This window comes from Streptomyces sp. NPDC085596 (assembly GCF_044541565.1).
Taxonomy (GTDB): domain Bacteria; phylum Actinomycetota; class Actinomycetes; order Streptomycetales; family Streptomycetaceae; genus Streptomyces.
The window spans coordinates 365,732-384,080 of record NZ_JBITTC010000007.1; the positions used below are offsets into that span (position 1 = coordinate 365,732).

The 18,349-nt window shown below is 72.5% G+C and carries 20 protein-coding genes; 16 read left to right on the top strand and 4 right to left on the bottom strand.

The features are described 5' to 3' along the window. Window positions 1–30 precede the first annotated feature (30 nt). The 5 genes from ACIGA3_RS22475 (at window position 31) to ACIGA3_RS22495 (ending at window position 4,732) form a co-directional block, all read left to right on the top strand. Window positions 31–1,056, top strand: a complete 1,026-nt coding sequence (locus ACIGA3_RS22475) for a LacI family DNA-binding transcriptional regulator (RefSeq protein WP_399718432.1) — start codon at window positions 31–33, stop codon at window positions 1,054–1,056. Window positions 1,057–1,157: 101 nt separating this feature from the next. Then, the gene (locus tag ACIGA3_RS22480; protein ID WP_399718435.1) at window positions 1,158–2,183 is read left to right on the top strand and encodes a S1C family serine protease; all 1,026 of its coding nucleotides are present in this window, start codon (window positions 1,158–1,160) and stop codon (window positions 2,181–2,183) included. A gap of 41 nt (window positions 2,184–2,224) precedes the next feature. After that, complete coding sequence (locus tag ACIGA3_RS22485; RefSeq protein ID WP_399718438.1) at window positions 2,225–2,458, top strand: hypothetical protein; 234 nt, start codon at window positions 2,225–2,227, stop codon at window positions 2,456–2,458. Window positions 2,459–2,549: 91 nt separating this feature from the next. Continuing rightward, the gene (locus ACIGA3_RS22490; RefSeq protein WP_399718441.1) at window positions 2,550–3,284 is read left to right on the top strand and encodes a response regulator transcription factor; all 735 of its coding nucleotides are present in this window, start codon (window positions 2,550–2,552) and stop codon (window positions 3,282–3,284) included. 8 nt (window positions 3,285–3,292) lie between these two features. Continuing rightward, a complete protein-coding gene (locus tag ACIGA3_RS22495; protein WP_399718443.1) occupies window positions 3,293–4,732 on the top strand; it encodes a sensor histidine kinase in 1,440 nt (479 codons plus the stop codon). A 3-nt stretch (window positions 4,733–4,735) separates the two neighbouring features. Here ACIGA3_RS22495 and ACIGA3_RS22500 read toward each other — a convergent pair whose 3' ends face one another. Then, a complete protein-coding gene (locus tag ACIGA3_RS22500) occupies window positions 4,736–6,355 on the bottom strand; it encodes an ABC-F family ATP-binding cassette domain-containing protein (protein ID WP_399718446.1) in 1,620 nt (539 codons plus the stop codon). A 90-nt stretch (window positions 6,356–6,445) separates the two neighbouring features. Between ACIGA3_RS22500 and mshD the strand changes: the two genes are divergently transcribed. The 7 genes from mshD to ACIGA3_RS22535 all read left to right on the top strand — a co-directional run bounded on the left by mshD (window position 6,446) and on the right by ACIGA3_RS22535 (window position 13,767). Then, window positions 6,446–7,372, top strand: a complete 927-nt coding sequence (gene mshD, locus ACIGA3_RS22505; protein ID WP_399718449.1) for a mycothiol synthase — start codon at window positions 6,446–6,448, stop codon at window positions 7,370–7,372. 104 nt (window positions 7,373–7,476) lie between these two features. Beyond that, window positions 7,477–7,863, top strand: a complete 387-nt coding sequence (locus ACIGA3_RS22510; RefSeq protein WP_399718452.1) for a GntR family transcriptional regulator — start codon at window positions 7,477–7,479, stop codon at window positions 7,861–7,863. After that, complete coding sequence (locus tag ACIGA3_RS22515; protein ID WP_399718454.1) at window positions 7,860–8,756, top strand: ABC transporter ATP-binding protein; 897 nt, start codon at window positions 7,860–7,862, stop codon at window positions 8,754–8,756. Before ACIGA3_RS22510 ends, ACIGA3_RS22515 begins: the two co-directional genes overlap by 4 nt. Beyond that, window positions 8,753–9,703 carry an ABC transporter permease gene (locus ACIGA3_RS22520; protein ID WP_399718457.1) on the top strand — a complete coding sequence of 317 codons (951 nt, stop codon included), beginning with the start codon at window positions 8,753–8,755 and terminating at the stop codon, window positions 9,701–9,703. The genes ACIGA3_RS22515 and ACIGA3_RS22520 overlap by 4 nt, the downstream gene beginning before the upstream one ends. A gap of 217 nt (window positions 9,704–9,920) precedes the next feature. Beyond that, a complete protein-coding gene (locus ACIGA3_RS22525; protein WP_399718460.1) occupies window positions 9,921–12,173 on the top strand; it encodes an RNA degradosome polyphosphate kinase in 2,253 nt (750 codons plus the stop codon). Between the two features lie 112 nt (window positions 12,174–12,285). Next, complete coding sequence (locus ACIGA3_RS22530) at window positions 12,286–13,317, top strand: CHAD domain-containing protein (protein ID WP_399718530.1); 1,032 nt, start codon at window positions 12,286–12,288, stop codon at window positions 13,315–13,317. An 18-nt stretch (window positions 13,318–13,335) separates the two neighbouring features. After that, window positions 13,336–13,767: an NUDIX hydrolase gene (locus ACIGA3_RS22535; protein ID WP_399718463.1), complete on the top strand. Its 432-nt coding sequence runs from the start codon at window positions 13,336–13,338 to the stop codon at window positions 13,765–13,767. A 38-nt stretch (window positions 13,768–13,805) separates the two neighbouring features. On the opposite strand, the gene ACIGA3_RS22540 is transcribed toward ACIGA3_RS22535, so the two are convergent. After that, window positions 13,806–13,970, bottom strand: coding sequence for a hypothetical protein (locus ACIGA3_RS22540; RefSeq protein WP_399718465.1), 165 nt, complete (start codon window positions 13,968–13,970; stop codon window positions 13,806–13,808). A 208-nt stretch (window positions 13,971–14,178) separates the two neighbouring features. Between ACIGA3_RS22540 and ACIGA3_RS22545 the strand changes: the two genes are divergently transcribed. Beyond that, the gene (locus ACIGA3_RS22545) at window positions 14,179–14,997 is read left to right on the top strand and encodes a hypothetical protein (RefSeq protein WP_399718468.1); all 819 of its coding nucleotides are present in this window, start codon (window positions 14,179–14,181) and stop codon (window positions 14,995–14,997) included. A 101-nt stretch (window positions 14,998–15,098) separates the two neighbouring features. Continuing rightward, window positions 15,099–15,263 (top strand): hypothetical protein, encoded by a 165-nt coding sequence (locus tag ACIGA3_RS22550; protein ID WP_399718538.1) that lies wholly within the window; start codon window positions 15,099–15,101, stop codon window positions 15,261–15,263. 20 nt (window positions 15,264–15,283) lie between these two features. On the opposite strand, the gene ACIGA3_RS22555 is transcribed toward ACIGA3_RS22550, so the two are convergent. Then, window positions 15,284–15,589, bottom strand: coding sequence for a metal-sensitive transcriptional regulator (locus ACIGA3_RS22555; protein ID WP_393594621.1), 306 nt, complete (start codon window positions 15,587–15,589; stop codon window positions 15,284–15,286). A gap of 206 nt (window positions 15,590–15,795) precedes the next feature. On the opposite strand from ACIGA3_RS22555, the gene ACIGA3_RS22560 reads away from it, so the two are divergent. Both ACIGA3_RS22560 and ACIGA3_RS22565 read left to right on the top strand, forming a co-directional pair. Then, complete coding sequence (locus tag ACIGA3_RS22560; protein ID WP_399718470.1) at window positions 15,796–16,416, top strand: DUF47 domain-containing protein; 621 nt, start codon at window positions 15,796–15,798, stop codon at window positions 16,414–16,416. 7 nt (window positions 16,417–16,423) lie between these two features. After that, window positions 16,424–17,422, top strand: a complete 999-nt coding sequence (locus tag ACIGA3_RS22565; protein ID WP_399718473.1) for an anion permease — start codon at window positions 16,424–16,426, stop codon at window positions 17,420–17,422. Between the two features lie 115 nt (window positions 17,423–17,537). Here the strand turns inward: ACIGA3_RS22565 and pstB are convergent, their stop codons facing one another. Continuing rightward, window positions 17,538–18,314 carry a phosphate ABC transporter ATP-binding protein PstB gene (pstB, locus tag ACIGA3_RS22570; RefSeq protein WP_217461458.1) on the bottom strand — a complete coding sequence of 259 codons (777 nt, stop codon included), beginning with the start codon at window positions 18,312–18,314 and terminating at the stop codon, window positions 17,538–17,540. Window positions 18,315–18,349: the final 35 nt, after the last annotated feature.

Genomic DNA, 18,349 nt, shown 5'->3' on the forward strand with positions numbered 1-18,349 from the left:
AGAGCGGGTCGATCCGCGTAGACTCCGCGCGTGGCGAAGGTGACTCGGGATGATGTGGCACGGCTGGCGGGGACCTCCACCGCCGTGGTCAGTTATGTCATCAACAACGGACCCCGGCCGGTCGCTCCGGCCACGCGCGAGCGTGTCCTCGCGGCCATCCAGGAGCTGGGGTACCGCCCGGACCGGGTGGCCCAGGCGATGGCCTCGCGGCGCACCGACCTGATAGGTCTGATCATCCCGGACGCCCGCCAGCCCTTCTTCGGGGAGATGGCGCACGCGGTCGAACAGGCCGCCTCCGAGCGCGGGAAGATGGTCCTGGTCGGCAACACCGACTACATCGCCGAGCGCGAGGTCCACTATCTGCGGGCCTTCCTCGGCATGCGGGTCTCCGGTCTCATCCTCGTCTCACACGCGCTGAACGACCAGGCCGCCGCCGAGATCGAGGCGTGGGACGCCCGCCTGGTGCTGCTGCACGAGCGCCCGGAGGCCATCGACGACGTCGCCGTCGTCACCGACGACCTCGGGGGCGCCCAGCTCGCCGTCCGTCATCTGCTGGAGCACGGCCACGACTACGTGGCCTGCATGGGCGGCACCGTCGACACCCCGGCCGTGGGCGACCCAGTCTCCGACCACGTGGAGGGCTGGCGCCGGGCGATGGCCGAGGCGGGCCTGTCCACCGAGGGCCGCCTCTTCGAGGCCGCGTACAACCGCTACGACGCCTACCGGGTCGCGCTGGAGATCCTGGCCGGGCCCCGGCGGCCGCCCGCGATCTTCTGCTCCACCGACGACCAGGCCATCGGCGTGCTGCGGGCCGCCCGCGAGCTGCGCCTGGACGTGCCGGGCGAGCTGGCGGTGGCCGGGTTCGACGACATCAAGGAGGCGGCGCTCGCCGACCCGCCGCTGACCACGGTGGCCTCCGACCGCCCGGCGATGGCCCGCGCGGCGGTCGACCTGGTGCTGGACGACGGATTGCGCGTGGTGGGCTCCCGCCGGGAGCGGCTGAAGACCTTCCCGTCCCGGCTCCAGGTCCGCGGCAGCTGCGGCTGCGTGGGCTGAACCGCAGGTCACACGAGGTCTCATCGGAACCGAACGAGGTTCTGCCGGGGTTCTCAGCCGGGCCTCAGGAAGCTCTCATGGTCGCGGGACATGCTCCTCGTATGACCGAGAGCACGCGCCGCACCGGCGGCCACGAGTACGAGCATCCGCAGGGGCACCCCGCTCAGCCGTACGCGGCCCCCTACGCGGCTGACGTGCACCCCGAGTGGCCGCCCCCGCCGGCCCACGCACCCGCTGTGGGGGCCGGGCGGCGCAAGCGTCCCGGTGGCCCGGTCACGCTGCTCGCGGCGGTCGCCCTGGTCGCGGCCGCGGTCGGCGGAGGCACCGCCTACGCCTTCCAGCAGCTCACCGGGCACGGCAGCACCGCCACCGACACGGCCACCCCGGTGGTCGCGGCCGGCAAGAAGGGCGACGTGGCCAACATCGCCGCCGCGCTCACCCCGAGCGTCGTCGAGGTCAACGCGACTCTCGCCGGCGGCTCGTCCACCGGCTCCGGCGTGATCGTCAGCAGCGAGGGCGAGATCGTCACCAACAACCACGTCGTCTCCGGGGCCTCCTCGGTGAAGGTGCGCACCAGCGACGGCACCAGCCGCACCGCCCGCGTGGTCGGCACCGACAGCTCCAAGGACCTGGCGCTGCTCAAGATAGACGGCGCCTCGGGGCTGAAGGCCGCGCCGCTCGGCACCTCTTCGGGCGTCCAGGTCGGCGACACGGTCGTGGCGATCGGCTCCCCCGAGGGGCTGACCTCCACCGTGACCAGCGGCATCGTCTCCGCGCTCGACCGGGACGTGACCGTCTCCACCGACGAGGGCCGGGGCAGCCAGGGCCAGGACGGCGACGAGCAGTGGCCGTTCCAGTTCGGCGGCCGTGAGTTCAACGGCGACACCGGCTCCTCCACCACGACCTACAAGGCCATCCAGACCGACGCCTCGCTCAACCCCGGCAACTCCGGCGGCGCCCTCATCGACGCCTCCGGCCGGGTGATCGGGATCAACTCCGCCATGTACTCCTCGGGTTCACAGGCTTCCTCGTCCACGGACGCGGGCAGCATCGGGCTCGGCTTCGCCATCCCCGTCGACACCCTCAAGGCCGACCTCGCGAAGCTGCGGGCGGGTTCCACCAGCTGAAGGCTCCAGCACACGCAGTACCGAGCAGCAGGGAGAACGTCATGATCAAGCGCGTCTCGCACCAGGCCCCTGTCTCCGGACCGGCGAACGTCGTCGTCGCCCTCGAGGTGGCGCACGAGCTGCACACCCCCGACCCCACCCGTCGCCTGCCCGAGCTGCCCACCCCCGCGCCCCAGCTGATGGGCCTGCGCACCTCCGCCGCCCGCCCGCACCGCCGCAAGGTTCCGCTGAACCGCCTCACCGCCCTGACCCGGTTGACCCCGGCCGGGGTCTGACCCCCGGCCTCGGACGCGGCGGAGCCGAAACGTGCGAGGCTTGAGAACCGCCCCGTCCACGACCCACCGCACCCAAGAGGTACCGCGAGCGATGAGCCCCGCCGAAGGCGACCGTGACCCCCAGCGCATCCTGATCGTCGACGACGAACCGGCCGTACGCGAGGCCCTGGAGCGCAGCCTCGCCTTCGAGGGGTACGACACCCGGGTCGCCGTCGACGGGGCGGACGCGCTGGAGCAGGCCGGGGACTACCGGCCCGACCTGGTCGTCCTGGACATCCAGATGCCCCGCATGGACGGTCTGACCGCCGCCCGCCGCATCCGGAGCACCGGGGACACCACCCCCATCCTGATGCTGACGGCCCGTGACACGGTCGGGGACCGGGTGACGGGACTGGACGCCGGGGCCGACGACTACCTGGTCAAGCCCTTCGAGCTGGACGAGCTGTTCGCCCGCATCAGGGCCCTGCTGCGGCGCAGCTCGTACGCGGGAAGCGTGTCGGCCGAGGCCCGCGAGGACGAGGCGCTCACTTTCGGCGACCTGCGGATGAACCTCGCCACGCGGGAGGTCACGCGGGGCGGGCGGCCGGTGGAGCTGACCCGTACCGAGTACACGCTGCTGGAGATGTTCATGGCGCACCCGCGACAGGTGCTGACCCGTGAACAGATCCTCAAGGCGGTGTGGGGCTTCGACTTCGAACCCTCCTCCAACTCCCTCGACGTGTACGTGATGTACCTGCGCCGCAAGACCGAGGCGGGCGGCGAGCCCCGGCTCGTGCACACCGTCCGGGGCGTCGGGTACGTACTGCGGCAGGGCGGCGCCGAGTGAGGAGGCTGATGCGCCGCTACCGGGCGCTGCCGATCCGGGCCCGGCTGGCGATGCTGGTCGCGGCGGCCGTCGCCTTCGCGGTGGCCGCGGTGTCGGTGACCTGCTGGTTCATCGTGCAGGGCAAGCTCTACAGCGAGATGGACGAGCGCCTGCAGAGCCTCGGCCGGCCGCTCAGCCCCGACCAGGTGACCACGCTGCTGCTGACCTGCCCGCAGTCCCCCGGCGCCGACGAGGGCCCGCCCTCCTTCCTCTACCTCCAGATCGTGACCGCCGAGGGCAAGACCTGTGTCACCCCGTTCTCGGAGGGCACGGTGAAGCTCACTCCGGCGGACGTGGCCGCCGCGCGCAACGCCACCCTGGGCCGGCGCACCCTGCGCGACGGCGTCGACTCCAACGGGGACGACGTACGGGTGATGACCAGCGCCGTGCCCGTCGGCGGGGCGCCCGGTACGCAGCCCTACCCGGAGGTCGCCGTGATGGTGGCGTTCTCCCTGAAGGACACCCAGCGGACGCTGAGCGACCTGGCGCTGATCCTGCTGCTCGTCTCCGGGATCGGGGTCGTGGGCGCGGGCGTCGCCGGGCTCGCCGTGGCGCGGGCCGGGCTCAGGCCGGTGGACAAGCTGACCGAGGCCGTGGAGCACGTGGCCCGCACCGAGGACCTGGCCGTCCGTATCCCGGTGGCCGAGGACAGCGACGACGAGGTGGCCCGGCTCTCCCGGTCCTTCAACTCGATGACGACCGCGCTGGCCGGGTCCCGCGACCTCCAGCAGCAGCTGATCGCGGACGCCGGGCACGAGCTGCGCACTCCGCTCACCTCGCTGCGCACCAACATCGAGCTGCTGACCCGCAGCGAGGAGACGGGCCGCCCGATCCCGGCCGCCGACCGCAAGGCCCTGCTGGCCTCGGTGAAGGCACAGATGACCGAACTGGCGGCACTGATCGGCGACTTGCAGGAGCTTTCCCGCTCGGAGGGGCAGCGCGGGGAGCGGGTGCAGGTGTTCTCCTTCCAGGAGACCGTTCAGGAGGCGCTGCGCCGGGCCAGGCTGCGCGGGCCGGAGCTGACGCTCGTCGCGGACCTGGAGCCCTGGTTCGTCCGGGCGGAGCCCTCCGCGCTGGAGCGGGCGGTGGTCAACATCCTCGACAACGCGGTGAAGTTCAGCCCCGAGGGCGGCACCGTCGAGGTCCGGCTGACCGACGGCGTGCTGACCGTACGGGACCACGGTCCGGGCATCCCGGCCGATGAACTCCCGTATGTATTCGACCGGTTCTGGCGCTCCCCGAGCGCCCGCGCGCTGCCCGGCTCGGGCCTCGGCCTGTCCATCGTGGCCCGTACGGTCCAGCAGGCGGGCGGCGAGGTGACGCTCGACCGCGCCCCGGACGGCGGCACGGTCGCCACCGTCCGGCTGCCGGGCGCGCCGACGCCCCCGCCGGAGACGCACCAGGCGTAGGGGTCAGCGGGCCCGCTCCACCCGGCGTTCGTCCCACACCGGCTCCGGGGTCTCGCGGACCCGGCCGTCGGAGCCGAAGACCAGGAAGCGGTCGAAGGAGCGGGCGAACCAGCGGTCGTGGGTGACGGCCAGCACGGTCCCCTCGTACGCCTCCAGCGCCTCCTGGAGGGCCTCGGCGCTCTCCAGGTCGAGGTTGTCGGTGGGCTCGTCCAGCAGCAGGGCGGTGGTCCCGGCGAGCTCCAGCAGCAGGATCTGGAGCCGGGCCTGCTGGCCACCGGACAGCCGCTCGAAGTTCTGCTCGGCCTGCCGGTCCAGCCCGTAGCGGCGCAGGATCGACATGGCCGGGCCGCGCGCCTGGGAGTGCTCGGACCACAGGATGTCCAGCAGGGTGCGGCCGACCAGCTCGGGGTGGGCGTGGGTCTGCGCGAAGTGACCCGGCACCACCCGGGCGCCGAGCTTCCACTGCCCCGAGTGCGCGATCTCGGCCCCGGCCAGCAGGCGCAGGAAGTGCGACTTGCCGGAGCCGTTGGAACCGAGGACCGCGACCCGCTCGCCGTAGAAGACCTCCAGGTCGAACGGTTTCATCAGCCCGGTCAGCTCCAGCTGCGCGCAGGTGATCGCGCGGACGCCGGTACGGCCGCCGCGCAGCCGCATCCGGATGTCCTGCTCCTTGGGCGGCTCAGGGGGAGGCCCGGCCTCCTCGAACTTGCGCAGCCGGGTCTGCGCGGCCGCGTACCGCGAGGCCATCTCATGGCTGACCGAGGCCGCCTGCTGGAGGGTGACCACCAGCTTCTTGAGCTGGGCGTGCTTCTCCGCCCAGCGCCTGCGCAGCTCCTCGAAGCGGGCGAAGCGCTCGCGGCGGGCGTCGTGGTAGGTGGCGAAGCCGCCGCCGTGCACCCAGACGTCGGCGCCGCCCTCGGCGGGCTCCACGCTGACGATCCGCTCGGCGGAGCGGGCGAGGAGTTCCCGGTCGTGGGAGATGAACAGCACCGTCTTGCGGGTGGCCCGGATCTGCTCCTCCAGCCAGCGCTTGCCGGGTACGTCCAGGTAGTTGTCCGGCTCGTCCAGCAGCAGCACCTCGTCCTGGCCCCGGAAGAAGTACTCCAGCACCAGCCGCTTCTGCTCACCGCCGGACAGGGTGCGCACCTGGCGCCACTGGGCCTGGTCGTAGGGGATGCCGAGGGCGGCCGTGGTGCACATGTCCCACAGGGTCTCCGTCTCGTACCCCTGGGCCTCGGCCCAGTCGGAGAGGGCCTGGGCGTACGCCATCTGCGCGGCCTCGTCGTCCACGGTCATGATCGCGTGCTCGGCCTCGTCGACCGCCTTCGCGGCCGTGCGGATGCGCCGCGGGGCGACGGAGACGAGGAGGTCGCGGACGGTCGACTCGTCCCGGACACCGCCGACGAACTGGGGCATCACCCCGAGGCCGCCGCTGACGCTCACCTTGCCGCCGTGCGCGTCGAGTTCGCCCGCGATGATCCGCAGCAGCGTCGTCTTGCCCGCGCCGTTGGGGCCGACCAGCGCGACGGCCGAGCCCTCGCCGACACGGAACGACACATCACCGAGCAGCGCCCGCCCGTCCGGCAGGTAGTACTCGAGATGCGCGACGTCCAGATGTCCCATGCCCCGCATTCTCCCCGCTCGACCCCGCCGGACGGAAACGGGATTCCTTCAGCACCCGGCACCGGGCGCTCGCGCCGTACCCTCGTACGCATGAGCAGCGACGACTCCGTACGGTCCTTCCCCGCCCGCTCCATCGAGACGCACGCCGCACTCACGCCGGGTCAGGCCGAGGCCGTGCTCGCACTCCTCGCCGAGGCCGCCCACGAGGACGGCCAGCAGCCGGTGTCCGAGCAGGGCCGGCTGCAACTGCGCGGCGGCGCCCGCGCGGGCGTCTCCCATCTGCTGCTGTACTCCGGGGACGATCTGGTCGGCTACGCCCAGCTGGAGGACACCGATCCGGTGGAGGCGCCCGCCGCCGAGCTGGTCGTGCGGCCCTCGCGCCGGGGGCAGGGGCACGGGCGGGCGCTGGGCACGGCGCTGCTGGCCGCCTCCGGCAAGCGGCTGCGGGTGTGGGCGCACGGCGGGCATCCCGCGGCCCGGCATCTCGCGCAGGTGCTCGGACTGACCCTGTTCCGCGAACTGCGGCAGATGCGGAGGCCGTTGACCGGCCTGGAGCTGCCCGACCCGGTGCTGCCCCAGGGCGTGACGGTACGGGCGTTCGAGCCGGGCCGGGACGAGGAGGCGTGGCTCGCGGTCAACGCGGCGGCGTTCGCCCACCACCCGGAGCAGGGTTCGCTGACCCGGCGCGACCTGGACGACCGGGAGAGCGAGGCGTGGTTCGACCCGGCCGGGTTCTTCCTGGCCGAGCAGGACGGCGAGCTGACCGGCTTCCACTGGACCAAGACGCACACCGAGGAGGGGCTCGGCGAGGTGTACGTCGTCGGGGTGCGCCCCGGCCGCCAGGGCGGCGGCCTCGGCAAGGCGCTCACCACGATCGGCCTGCGCCACCTGGCCGGCCAGGGTCTGCCGACCGCGATGCTCTACGTCGACGCGGACAACAAGGCGGCGGTCTCGGTCTACGAGCGCCTGGGCTTCACCACCCACGAGACGGACCTGATGTACCGCACGGAGACGTGAACCTTCCCTGAGCGGAGCTGAGTTGAGGGGCGTCCGGACTTGACGGGCGCCCCTCTTCTACACCACCCTTTCACTACTCAATTAGTGAAAGGGTGGTTCAGCGCGTGGTCGAATACCGCATCGACCGGCACAGCGGGGTCGCCACCTACGTCCAGATCGTCCAGCAGACCAAACAGGCCCTGCGCCTCGGACTGCTGCGCCCCGGCGACCAGTTGCCCACCGCCCGCGAGGTCGTGGAGGCCACGGCCATCAACCCCAACACCGTCCTGAAGGCGTACCGCGAGCTGGAGCGGGAGGGACTGGTGGAGGCGCGGCGTGGCATGGGCACCTTCGTCCGCCGCGCACTCGGCGCCGCCCCGGCCGACTCGCCGCTGCGGGCCGAGCTGGAGGAGTGGGCGGCGCGGGCGGTCCGGGCCGGGTGGGACCGGGACGACATGGCGGCCCTCTTCACGGCCGTACTCGACAAGAACTTCCAGGGAGAACGTTCATGAGCGACACCGCGATCGAGGCCGACGGCCTCGGCAGACGCTACGGACGGCGGGGCGGCTGGGCGCTGCGCGACTGCGCGTTCCGGCTGCCCGCCGGGCGGGTGTGCGCCGTGGTGGGCCCCAACGGAGCTGGAAAGAGCACCCTGTTCGCCATGGCGGCGGGCCTTCTGCGGCCGACCGAGGGCGAGTTGCGCGTCCTCGGCACCTCTCCGGCCGACGCCCGGCCCCGCGTGGGCTACGTCGCGCAGGCCAAGCCGCTGTACCCGCAGCTCACGGTCGCCGAGACGCTGCGCATGGGCGCCGACCTCAACCCCGGCCACTGGGACGCGGCCGGCGCCGAGCGGATCGTCGCCGGGGGCGAACTCGACCCCGGTGCCCGCGTACGGTCCCTCTCCGGCGGCCAGCGCACCCGTGTCGCGCTCGCCCTCGCGCTCGGCAAGCGGCCCGAACTGCTGCTGCTGGACGAGCCGATGGCCGACCTCGACCCGCTCGCCCGGCACGACCTGATGGGTCTGCTGATGGGCACGGCCGCCGAGCACGGCACCACCATCGCCATGTCCTCGCACGTCGTCGCGGAGGTGGAGGAGTCCTGCGACCACCTGCTGCTGATCGGCTCCGGCCGGGTCCGGCTGGCCGGCGACATCGACGAGCTGCTCGCCGCCCACCTCCGCGTCGCCGGCTCCGCCGAGGGAGCCGCGCTGGCCGGGCACACCGTGGTCGAGTCCCGTACCACCGGCCGCCAGCTCTCCGCGCTGATCCGGCCGGCCGGACCGCTCGCGGGCGACTGGCGCACCGAGCCGCCCACCCTGGAGGACCTCGTCCTCGCCCACCTGCGCAGCCCCGACGCGCCCGCGCTCACCGCAGCGACCACCACGACCGAGGAGCGCGCCGCGTGAGCACCCTCTCCGTTTCCGCCCGCTGGACGTTCCGTCTGCACCGGTGGGCGCTGATCATCTGGGCCGCGCTGGTGGCCGTGGGCGCCGGGCTGCTGCTGTGGATGGCGGGGCCACTGACGGATGAGTGGGCACGGGGCTGGCAGCAGCTCCAGGCATGCCGCTCGAACAGCGTGTGCACCGTGGACCTGGGCCTGTACGGCAGTCTGTACGACCCCCTGACCGACGTCCTGTTCCTCATGCCGTTCCTGGTGGCCGCCTGGGCGGGCGCCACGCTGACCGCGCGGGAGCTGGAGTCCGGGTCCTCACTGCTGGCCTGGACGCAGGGCATCAGCCCGGCGCGTTGGCTCGCGCACCGGCTGGCGCTCCCGGCCGTGGTCGTCACCCTGGGCGCGGGCCTGCTGGTGGTCCTGCACCGGTACGCCTGGTCGGCGCCCGAGGACCGGGCGGGCCCGCGCACCGGCTGGTGGCTCCTGCGCACCTTCTACGCCAACGGTCCCGCCCTCGTCGCCCTCTGTCTGGCCGCCCTCGCCGTGGGCGCGCTGACCGGCCTGCTCGTGCCCCGCACCCTGCCCGCCCTCGGCATCACCGTCGCCGCGACCGCGCTGCTGTTCACCGCCGCCCACTGGCTCATGCCGTACCTGTGGCCGCCGGTGACCGAGGAGAACGACTTCGCCCACGGCTACGCGGGCGAGTACGCCGGCGTGGAGGTCACGCACGGCATGGTGACCCGCACCGGGGCCCACGTACCCACCCCCGAATGCATGGCCGACGTCTCGGACTCGTGCCACCGGCTCTACGAGCGCCACGGCGGCACCGGCTTCTTCTCCTCGTACCACCCGGAGTCCCACTACTGGCCCCTCCAGCTCACCACCAGCGCCCTGCTGCTGGTCGTGACCGCGCTGCTCACCGCCGCATCCTTCGCGGTGCTGCGGCGCCGCACCGGCTGACCGACGGGGCGGTCCCCCTGCGGGCCGCCCCCCGATTTCCCGCACGTCATGTGCCCGTAACCCTTGATTCAGAACCGCTTGCGACCCTCGGGCGATGGAACCCGTGGTCCCCCACTCCGACCCGCGCCCCGAGGGGGCCGAGGGCGGCGCGTCCGTTCCACCGCACCACTTGAAAACAGACGCTGCCGTAACGCCCCTGGCGCGGAAGAATGGGTTCATGAGTCAGCGAGAAGCCCAGGTACCGGCCCACCCGTCCTCCGACGCCGCCCTGCGGCCGCAGCCCCCCGTGGGCTCCATCGCCGCCCATCGCCCGCACACGGTCGCGGCGGCCGTCTCCGACCTGGAACCCGACCTCGACGCCGACCTCGATGTGTACGAGGAGCGGGTCACGGACGGCGCTCCGCTGCCGCAGGGCCGCTTCCTGGACCGGGAGCGCAGCTGGCTCGCCTTCAACGAACGCGTGCTGGAGCTGGCCGAGGACCCCACCACGCCGCTGCTGGAGCGCGCCAACTTCCTCGCCATCTTCGCCAGCAACCTGGACGAGTTCTTCATGGTCCGGGTGGCCGGCCTGAAGCGGCGTATCGCCACCGGGGTCGCCACCCGCTCCGCCTCCGGGCTCCAGCCGCGCGAGGTGCTGGAGATGATCTGGGCCCGCTCGCGCGAGCTGATGGCCCGGCACGCCGCCTGCTACCACGAGGACGTCGCCCCCGCGCTCGCGGAGGAGGGCATCCACCTGGTCCGCTGGAGCGAGCTGACCGACAAGGAGCAGGCCCGCCTGTTCACCCTGTTCCGGCACCAGATCTTCCCCGTCCTCACCCCGCTCGCCGTGGACCCCGCGCACCCCTTCCCGTACATCTCCGGCCTCTCGCTGAACCTGGCCGTCGTGGTGCGCAACCCGGTCAGCGGCCACAAGCACTTCGCCCGCGTGAAGGTCCCCCCGCTGCTGTCCCGCTTCCTGGAGAGCAGCCCCGGCCGGTACGTCCCCGTCGAGGACGTGATCGGCGCGCACCTGGAGGAGCTGTTCCCCGGCATGGAGGTGCTGGAGCACCACGCCTTCCGGCTCACCCGCAACGAGGACCTGGAGGTGGAGGAGGACGACGCGGAGAACCTGCTCCAGGCGCTGGAGAAGGAGCTGATGCGGCGCCGCTTCGGGCCGCCGGTCCGGCTGGAGGTGGAGGAGTCCATCGACCGGGAGGTGCTGGACCTCCTCGTGCGCGAGCTGAAGATCTCCGAGGCCGAGGTCTACCCGCTGCCCGGCCCGCTCGACCTCACCGGTCTCTTCCGCATCCACAGCCTGGACCGCCCGGAGCTGAAGTACCGCAAGTTCGTCGCGGGCACCCACCGCGACCTCTCCGAGGTGGAGTCCGCCTCCGCGCCGGACATCTTCGCCGCGCTGCGCCGACGGGACGTGCTGCTGCACCACCCGTACGACTCCTTCTCCACCTCCGTGCAGGCGTTCCTGGAGCAGGCCGCGCAGGACCCGGACGTGCTGGCGATCAAGCAGACGCTGTACCGCACCTCCGGCGACTCCCCGATAGTGGACGCCCTGATCGACGCGGCCGAGTCCGGCAAGCAGGTCCTCGTCCTGGTCGAGATCAAGGCCCGCTTCGACGAGCACGCCAACATCAAGTGGGCGCGCAAGCTGGAGGAGGCGGGCTGCCATGTCGTCTACGGCCTGGTCGGGCTGAAGACCCACTGCAAGCTGTCGCTGGTGGTCCGCCAGGAGGGCGACGTCCTGCGCCGCTACAGCCACGTCGGCACCGGCAACTACCACCCGAAGACCGCCCGGCTGTACGAGGACCTGGGCCTGCTCACCGCCGACCCGCAGGTCGGCGCGGACCTCTCCGACCTCTTCAACCGGCTCTCCGGCTACTCCCGCCGCGAGACCTACCGCCGCCTGCTGGTCGCCCCCAAGTCCCTGCGGGACGGCCTGATATCGCGGATCGACAAGGAGATCCAGCACCACCGCGCGGGCCGCCCGGCCTTCGTCAGGATCAAGGCCAATTCCATGGTCGACGAGGCGATCATCGACGCCTGCTACCGGGCCTCCCAGGCGGGCGTGCCGGTCGACATCTGGGTGCGCGGCATCTGCGCGGTCCGGCCCGGTGTCGAGGGTCTTTCCGAGAACATCCGGGTCCGCTCGATCCTCGGCCGGTTCCTGGAGCACTCCCGCGTGTTCGCCTTCGGCAACGGCGGCGAGCCCGAGGTGTGGTTCGGCAGCGCCGACATGATGCACCGCAACCTCGACCGCCGGATCGAGGCCCTGGTCCGGGTCACCGACCCCGGCCACCGGGCGTCCCTGATCCGCCTGCTGGACACCGGCATGTCCGACACCACCGCCTCCTGGCATCTGGGCCCCGACGGCGAGTGGACCCGGCACGCGACCGACGCCGAGGGCCAGCCCCTGCGCAACATCCAGGAGATGCTCATTGACGCCCGGAGGCGCCGGCGTGGCACCACGACACCCTGACCGGCCCCACCCGGAGACCGTCCCGGCCCCGGAGGCGGGAGTGGCTCCCGGGGGCGGCGCGGCCCCCGGGGCCGGGCGGGCCACCGGCGCCCGGACGGCCGCCCCGGCGGGCATCGCCCGCGCGACCGGACCGGGTCCCACCGCCGACCCCGAGCCCGGCGGTCCCCCGACCGGCGACCACCTCGCCGCGTATCTACGGGCGCAGGCCACCGAGTTCCTGCGGGCGCTCCGCTCGCACCGGGAGGCCGGGAACGGGCCGGCCGGTGCCGAGGGTGCCGCCGACGCCGGGCGCGCGCTGAGCCGCTCCGCCCGCCGGATCAGCGCCGCCCTGCACACCTTCCGGGCCCTGCTCGACCCCGCCTGGGCCGACGCCATGCGGCCCGAACTCGCCTGGGTGTCGGGCACCTTGGCGCTGGAGCACGCGCAAGAGGCCCATCTCGAACGGCTGTTGCTCGCGCTGCACCGCCTGTCCGGGTCGACTCCCGCGCCGGTGCGGGCCGTGGTGCACGCGGGCGCCCCGGCACCGGTCCCCGAGCGAGGCAGCCTCACCGTGGGCGCGGCCAAGGCCGGCGCGCTGCTGGAACGCAGGCTCACCCTGGCCCGGACCCGCGCCCACTCCGCCGCGCTGGAGGCCCTGGGCTCCGCCCGCTTCCACGCCGTCGCCGACCGGGTCGCCCTGCTCGCCAGCGAGGTCCCCCTCGCGCCCGCCGCGCCCGTCACCGGACTCGGCCCGCTGGCCGCCGCGGCCGAGGACCGCCTCGCCGGTGCCGTCGCCGCGCTGCCCCTGGTCACCGCCGGGGCCCCCTACAACGCGCAGGCCCTGATCCACGGCCTCTCCCCCGACCCCGCCCCGCACCCCCAGGACGGCCCCTGGCACCAGGTCCGGCTGCTGCTCCGCCTGCACCGCTACGCCCGCGAGATCCCGCACACCGCCCCCACCGATCCCCGCCTGCGCCCGGCCGCCGAGGCCCTGACCCGGCACCGCGACGCGGCCGAAGCCGCCGCCGAAGCGGCCCAGGCCGCCCGCACCCCCCGTATCGCCCCCGCCACGGCCTACGCCCTCGGCGTCCTCCACGCCGACCAGCGCCACGAGGTGGAAGCCGCCCGGTTCACCTTCCAGCAGACCTGGCAACACGCCCCCTGACCCCCGCAGGAGCCCCAAGTGCCCGCAGGCCCCGACGCGCTCCCCAAGCCCATCCACGCCGCCGGCTGCGTCCTCTGGCGCCGGGCACCCGGCACCGGCGGCCTCCAGGTGTGCCTCGTCCACCGCCCCCGTTACGACGACTGGTCGCATCCCAAGGGCAAGCTCAAGCGGGGGGAGTCCGCGCTCGCGGCCGCCGTGCGGGAGGTCGGGGAGGAGACCGGGTACGCGGCCGAACCGGGGGCCGAGCTGCCGACGCTGCGGTATCCGGTCGACGGGCGCCCCAAGCAGGTGCGGTACTGGGCCGCCGAAGCCGTCTCCGGGGCCTTCGTGCCCAACTCCGAGGTGGACCAGGTGGTGTGGCTGACGCCCGCCGGGGCGCGTACCCGGCTGACCCACCCCCGCGACCGCGATCTGCTGGACGCCCTCACCCAGCGCCTCGAACACCACTGAAACCAAGCGCAAAGAATCGGTAGCGCACGCCGGAGCGTTCACGCTCCCTGGAGGTGCCCCTCCGCGTCCGTCCGCGCCTGGCTGCGCGCCCGGCGCGCGGGACCCCGCCAGCCGCAACTGCACCGCGCCACGCAGAAGCGCCCCTGCTCGGCCGTCTCCGTGCGGTGTTCCCGCGCCCCCTCGGGGCCCTCCTCAGACGCCACGGCGCCACGCTACCGGCCGCGCGCCGGGGCGTGCGCCGACCCCCTCCCGTCCGCTCCGAGGGCCGGACAGCGCGTGACGGCACTCCCTACCCGTCGTTAACCGGAGAGACAGGGGGCCAGTGACGGGCATAACCGGCTGGGGGTAAGGCAGGCCATGGATCGGCGGCAGCACACGCGCGCGGGCAGGACGGGCGTCGCGGTGGGGATCATGGGACTCACGGTCGGGCTCGGGGCGGGCGCCTCGGGGTGTTCCGGCAGCGGAGTCGCCGCCGAGGGGGTGAACGGCGCGGGCGGCGAGCCGGTGGCCGTGCTCCGGCAGGCCGCCGACACCCTGCGCGACGCGGGCACGGCCCGGGCCACCACCTCCATGGAGATGGCGACCGGCGGCACCCGGGTCACCATCCGGGGCCGGGGCGTCTACGACTTCGAGCGCCGCCTCGGCCGGCTCACCGTGGTCCTCCCGGCGGACCCCACGGGCACCCCGGAGCACCGGCCCATCACCGAACTCCTCGCCCCCGGCGCCCTGTTCATGAAGAACCGGGGCGCGGGCGTGCCCGCCGACAAATGGGTCCGGGTGGAGGCCGCGACGGTCTCCGACGGCAACCTGGTCACCGGCGGCGCGACCGACCCGTACGCCGCGGCCGAGGTGCTGCGCGGGACCCGTACGGCGACCTACGTGGGCCGTACGAGCGTCGGCGGGACCCCCGTACGGCACTACCGGGGCACCGCCGACCTGGCGGGCGCGGCCCGCGCGGCGTCGGCGGACAACCGGGCGTCGCTCGCCGCGGCGGCCAAAGGGTTCGCCACGGCCGAGGTCCCGTTCGACGCGTATCTCGACGACGAGGGCCGCATCCGCAAGCTCCGTCAGCGCTTCAGCTTCGTCAACGGACGTGAGGCGGCGGCCGTGGCGGTCGCCTCCACCACCCTGCTGCACGACTTCGGCACCGAGGTCGACGTGACACTCCCCCGCCCGGCGGACATCTACGCGGGCCGCCTCGCGGACAACCAGGGGGCCCCCGCCGACTAGTCCGGCCCGTCGCGCGCGGACTAGCCCGTCCGTGCCATGCGCGGCGCGTGGCGCGATCCCTACTCTAGGAAGCCGGTACCGGCAAGGAAGAGGTGACGCGCGTGGCTCCGGTCGGCGGTACGGCGGTGCAGGACCACGTGGCCCTCGCCGAGATAGAACTGTGCGGCGAGCTGATGATCGCCGCCTCGGCCGCCGAGGACCGGCTGAGCCTGGCGAGCATAGACGAGGTGCTCCGGGTCACCGAGGACCGCGGAGCCATCGTCTAGCCCGGGTGCGCACGCCCGGCTCAGGTGCGCAGCAGGCGGCCGATCGCCTTCGTCGCCTCGTCCACCTTCGCGTCGATCTCGTCGCCGCCCTTGAGGGCCGCGTCCGCCACGCAGTGCCGCAGATGCTCCTCCAGCAGCTGGAGCGCGAAGGACTGGAGGGCCTTGGTGGAGGCGGAGACCTGCGTGAGTACGTCGATGCAGTACGTGTCCTCCTCGACCATGCGCTGGAGCCCCCGGATCTGGCCCTCGATCCGGCGCAGCCGCCTGAGGTGCTCGTCCTTCTGGTGGTGGTAACCGTGCGTGGCGCCGGCCTCGGTCGTCGTCATCGCGGGCCTCCATCTCGGGACGGGCGGGGACATATACCCCTGGTGGGTATATCGTAACGAACTTTGCGGGGTAGCGGGTCGGTCGAAGGTCCCCCGTGCCGAGCACGGTGCCCGATGGGCGACACTGGGGGATGGCCCGATAGCCGTGGCCGGATGATGCGCCTAGCATCAGCCTGACCGAAACCAAAGCATCCCGAGGACCACACGTGCGCTTTCGTCTGACCCCCAGGGAGACGAGCTTCTACGACATGTTCGCCGCGTCCGCGGACAACATCGTCACGGGCTCGAAGCTCCTGATGGAACTGCTCGGGGCGGACCCCTCCGCCCGGGCCGAGATCGCAGAGCGTATGCGGGCCGCGGAACACGCCGGTGACGACGCCACACACGCGATCTTCCACCAGCTGAACTCCTCGTTCATCACGCCCTTCGACCGCGAGGACATCTACGGCCTGGCCAGCTCGCTGGACGACATCATGGACTTCATGGAGGAGGCCGTCGACCTGGTCGTCCTCTACAACATCGAGGAGCTGCCGAAGGGCGTCGAGCAGCAGATCGAGGTGCTGGCGCGGGCCGCGGTGCTGACGGCGGAGGCGATGCCGAACCTGCGCACCATGTCCAACCTCACCGAGTACTGGATCGAGGTGAACCGGCTGGAGAACCAGGCGGACCAGATCCACCGCAAGCTGCTCGCCCAGCTGTTCAACGGCAAGTACGAGGCGATCGAGGTACTGAAGCTCAAGCAGGTCGTGGACGTGCTGGAAGAGGCGGCGGACGCGTTCGAGCACGTGGCGAACACGGTGGAGACCATCGCCGTCAAGGAGTCCTGAGGCGTCGATGGACACCTTCGCTCTGATCGTGACCGTCGGGGTCGCGCTCATCTTCACGTACACGAACGGCTTCCACGACTCCGCGAACGCCATCGCCACCTCGGTGTCGACGCGCGCGCTGACCCCGCGCGCGGCGCTGGCGATGGCGGCCGTGATGAACCTCGCCGGCGCCTTCCTCGGCTCCGGCGTCGCCAAGACCGTCTCCGAGGGCCTGATCGAGACCCCGCACGGCTCCAAGGGGATGGGCATCCTCTTCGCCGCGCTGATCGGCGCGATCGTCTGGAACCTCGCCACCTGGTACTTCGGCCTGCCCTCCTCGTCCTCCCACGCGCTGTTCGGCGGCATGGTGGGCGCGGCGCTGGCGGGCGGCATCGACGTGCTGTGGAGCGGCGTCGTCGAGAAGGTCGTCATCCCGATGTTCCTCTCCCCGGTCGTCGGTCTGATCGGCGGCTATCTGGTGATGACGGCCATCCTGTGGATCTTCCGCAAGTCCAACCCGCACAAGGCCAAGCGCGGCTTCCGCATAGCCCAGACGCTGTCGGCGGCCGGAATGGCGCTCGGCCACGGTCTCCAGGACGCGCAGAAGACCATGGGTGTCGTGGTGCTCGCCCTGGTGATCTCCGGCAACGAGACCTTCGGCGACCCGATCCCGGTCTGGGTCAAGATCTCCTGTGCGCTGATGCTGTCGCTGGGCACCTACGCGGGTGGCTGGCGCATCATGCGCACCCTGGGCCGCAAGATCATCGAGCTGGACCCGCCGCAGGGCTTCGCCGCCGAGGCGACCGGCGCGTCGATCATGTTCACCACGGCGTTCCTGTTCAAGGCGCCGATCTCCACCACCCATGTCATCACCTCGGCGATCATGGGTGTGGGCGCGACCAAGCGGGTCAACGCGGTCCGCTGGGGCGTCGCCAAGAACATCGTGCTCGGCTGGTTCATCACCATGCCGGCCGCCGCGCTGGTCGCGGCGGGCGCCTTCGAGCTGGTCAACCTGGCTGTGCTGTAGGACCCGCCCCGCCGACGGAGAAGGGCCCGCCCCCAAAACACCGGGGGCGGGCCCTTCTCGTGTCCTCGCGGTGGCACCGCCATGCAGCACCGCGAGGGGCTCAGGGCTGTCCGGCTCAGCCGAAGCGGCCCGAGATGTAGTCCTCCGTGGCCTGCACCGACGGGTTGGAGAAGATCCGCTCGGTGTCGTCGATCTCGACCAAGCGGCCCGGCTGGCCCACCCCGGCGAGGTTGAAGAAGGCCGTACGGTCCGAGACGCGTGCCGCCTGCTGCATGTTGTGGGTCACGATGACGATCGTGAACCGTTCCTTCAGCTCACCGATCAGGTCCTCGATCGCCAGCGTGGAGATCGGGTCGAGCGCGGAGCAGGGCTCGTCCATCAGCAGCACCCTGGGCTGGACGGCGATGGCCCGCGCGATGCACAGCCGCTGCTGCTGGCCGCCGGAGAGGCCGGAGCCGGGCTTGTTCAGCCGGTCCTTGACCTCGTTCCACAGGTTGGCGCCGCGCAGCGACTTCTCCACCACGTCGTCCAGCTCGCTCTTGCGGTAGCCGCCGTTCAGGCGCAGGCCCGCCGCCACGTTCTCGAAGATCGACATGGTGGGGAACGGGTTCGGGCGCTGGAACACCATGCCGACCTCGCGCCGCACCGACACCGGGTCGACGCCGCTGCCGTACAGGTCCTCGTCGTCCAGCAGCACCTTGCCCTCGACCCGGCCGCCGGGGGTCACCTCGTGCATCCGGTTCAGGGTGCGCAGGAACGTCGACTTGCCACAGCCGGAGGGTCCGATGAACGCCGTCACCGAACGCGGCTCCACGGTCATCGAGATGTCCTCGATCGCCTTGTGGGAGCCGTAGAAGGCGGTGAGTCCGCTCACATCGATTCGCTTGGCCATCACTGCTTCACTTCCAGTCGGTCACTGAGGGGGGC

Excerpts from the sequence above, each read along its gene's own strand:
- ACIGA3_RS22480 (WP_399718435.1), top strand. The coding sequence starts at position 1,158 with ATGACCGAGAGCACGCGCCGCACCGGCGGCCACGAGTACGAGCATCCG.
- ACIGA3_RS22485 (WP_399718438.1), top strand. The coding sequence starts at position 2,225 with ATGATCAAGCGCGTCTCGCACCAGGCCCCTGTCTCCGGACCGGCGAAC.
- ACIGA3_RS22490 (WP_399718441.1), top strand. The coding sequence starts at position 2,550 with ATGAGCCCCGCCGAAGGCGACCGTGACCCCCAGCGCATCCTGATCGTC.
- ACIGA3_RS22495 (WP_399718443.1), top strand. The coding sequence starts at position 3,293 with ATGCGCCGCTACCGGGCGCTGCCGATCCGGGCCCGGCTGGCGATGCTG.
- ACIGA3_RS22500 (WP_399718446.1), bottom strand. The coding sequence starts at position 6,355 with ATGGGACATCTGGACGTCGCGCATCTCGAGTACTACCTGCCGGACGGG.
- mshD (WP_399718449.1), top strand. The coding sequence starts at position 6,446 with ATGAGCAGCGACGACTCCGTACGGTCCTTCCCCGCCCGCTCCATCGAG.
- ACIGA3_RS22515 (WP_399718454.1), top strand. The coding sequence starts at position 7,860 with ATGAGCGACACCGCGATCGAGGCCGACGGCCTCGGCAGACGCTACGGA.
- ACIGA3_RS22525 (WP_399718460.1), top strand. The coding sequence starts at position 9,921 with ATGAGTCAGCGAGAAGCCCAGGTACCGGCCCACCCGTCCTCCGACGCC.
- ACIGA3_RS22545 (WP_399718468.1), top strand. The coding sequence starts at position 14,179 with ATGGGACTCACGGTCGGGCTCGGGGCGGGCGCCTCGGGGTGTTCCGGC.
- ACIGA3_RS22555 (WP_393594621.1), bottom strand. The coding sequence starts at position 15,589 with ATGACGACGACCGAGGCCGGCGCCACGCACGGTTACCACCACCAGAAG.
- ACIGA3_RS22565 (WP_399718473.1), top strand. The coding sequence starts at position 16,424 with ATGGACACCTTCGCTCTGATCGTGACCGTCGGGGTCGCGCTCATCTTC.
- pstB (WP_217461458.1), bottom strand. The coding sequence starts at position 18,314 with ATGGCCAAGCGAATCGATGTGAGCGGACTCACCGCCTTCTACGGCTCC.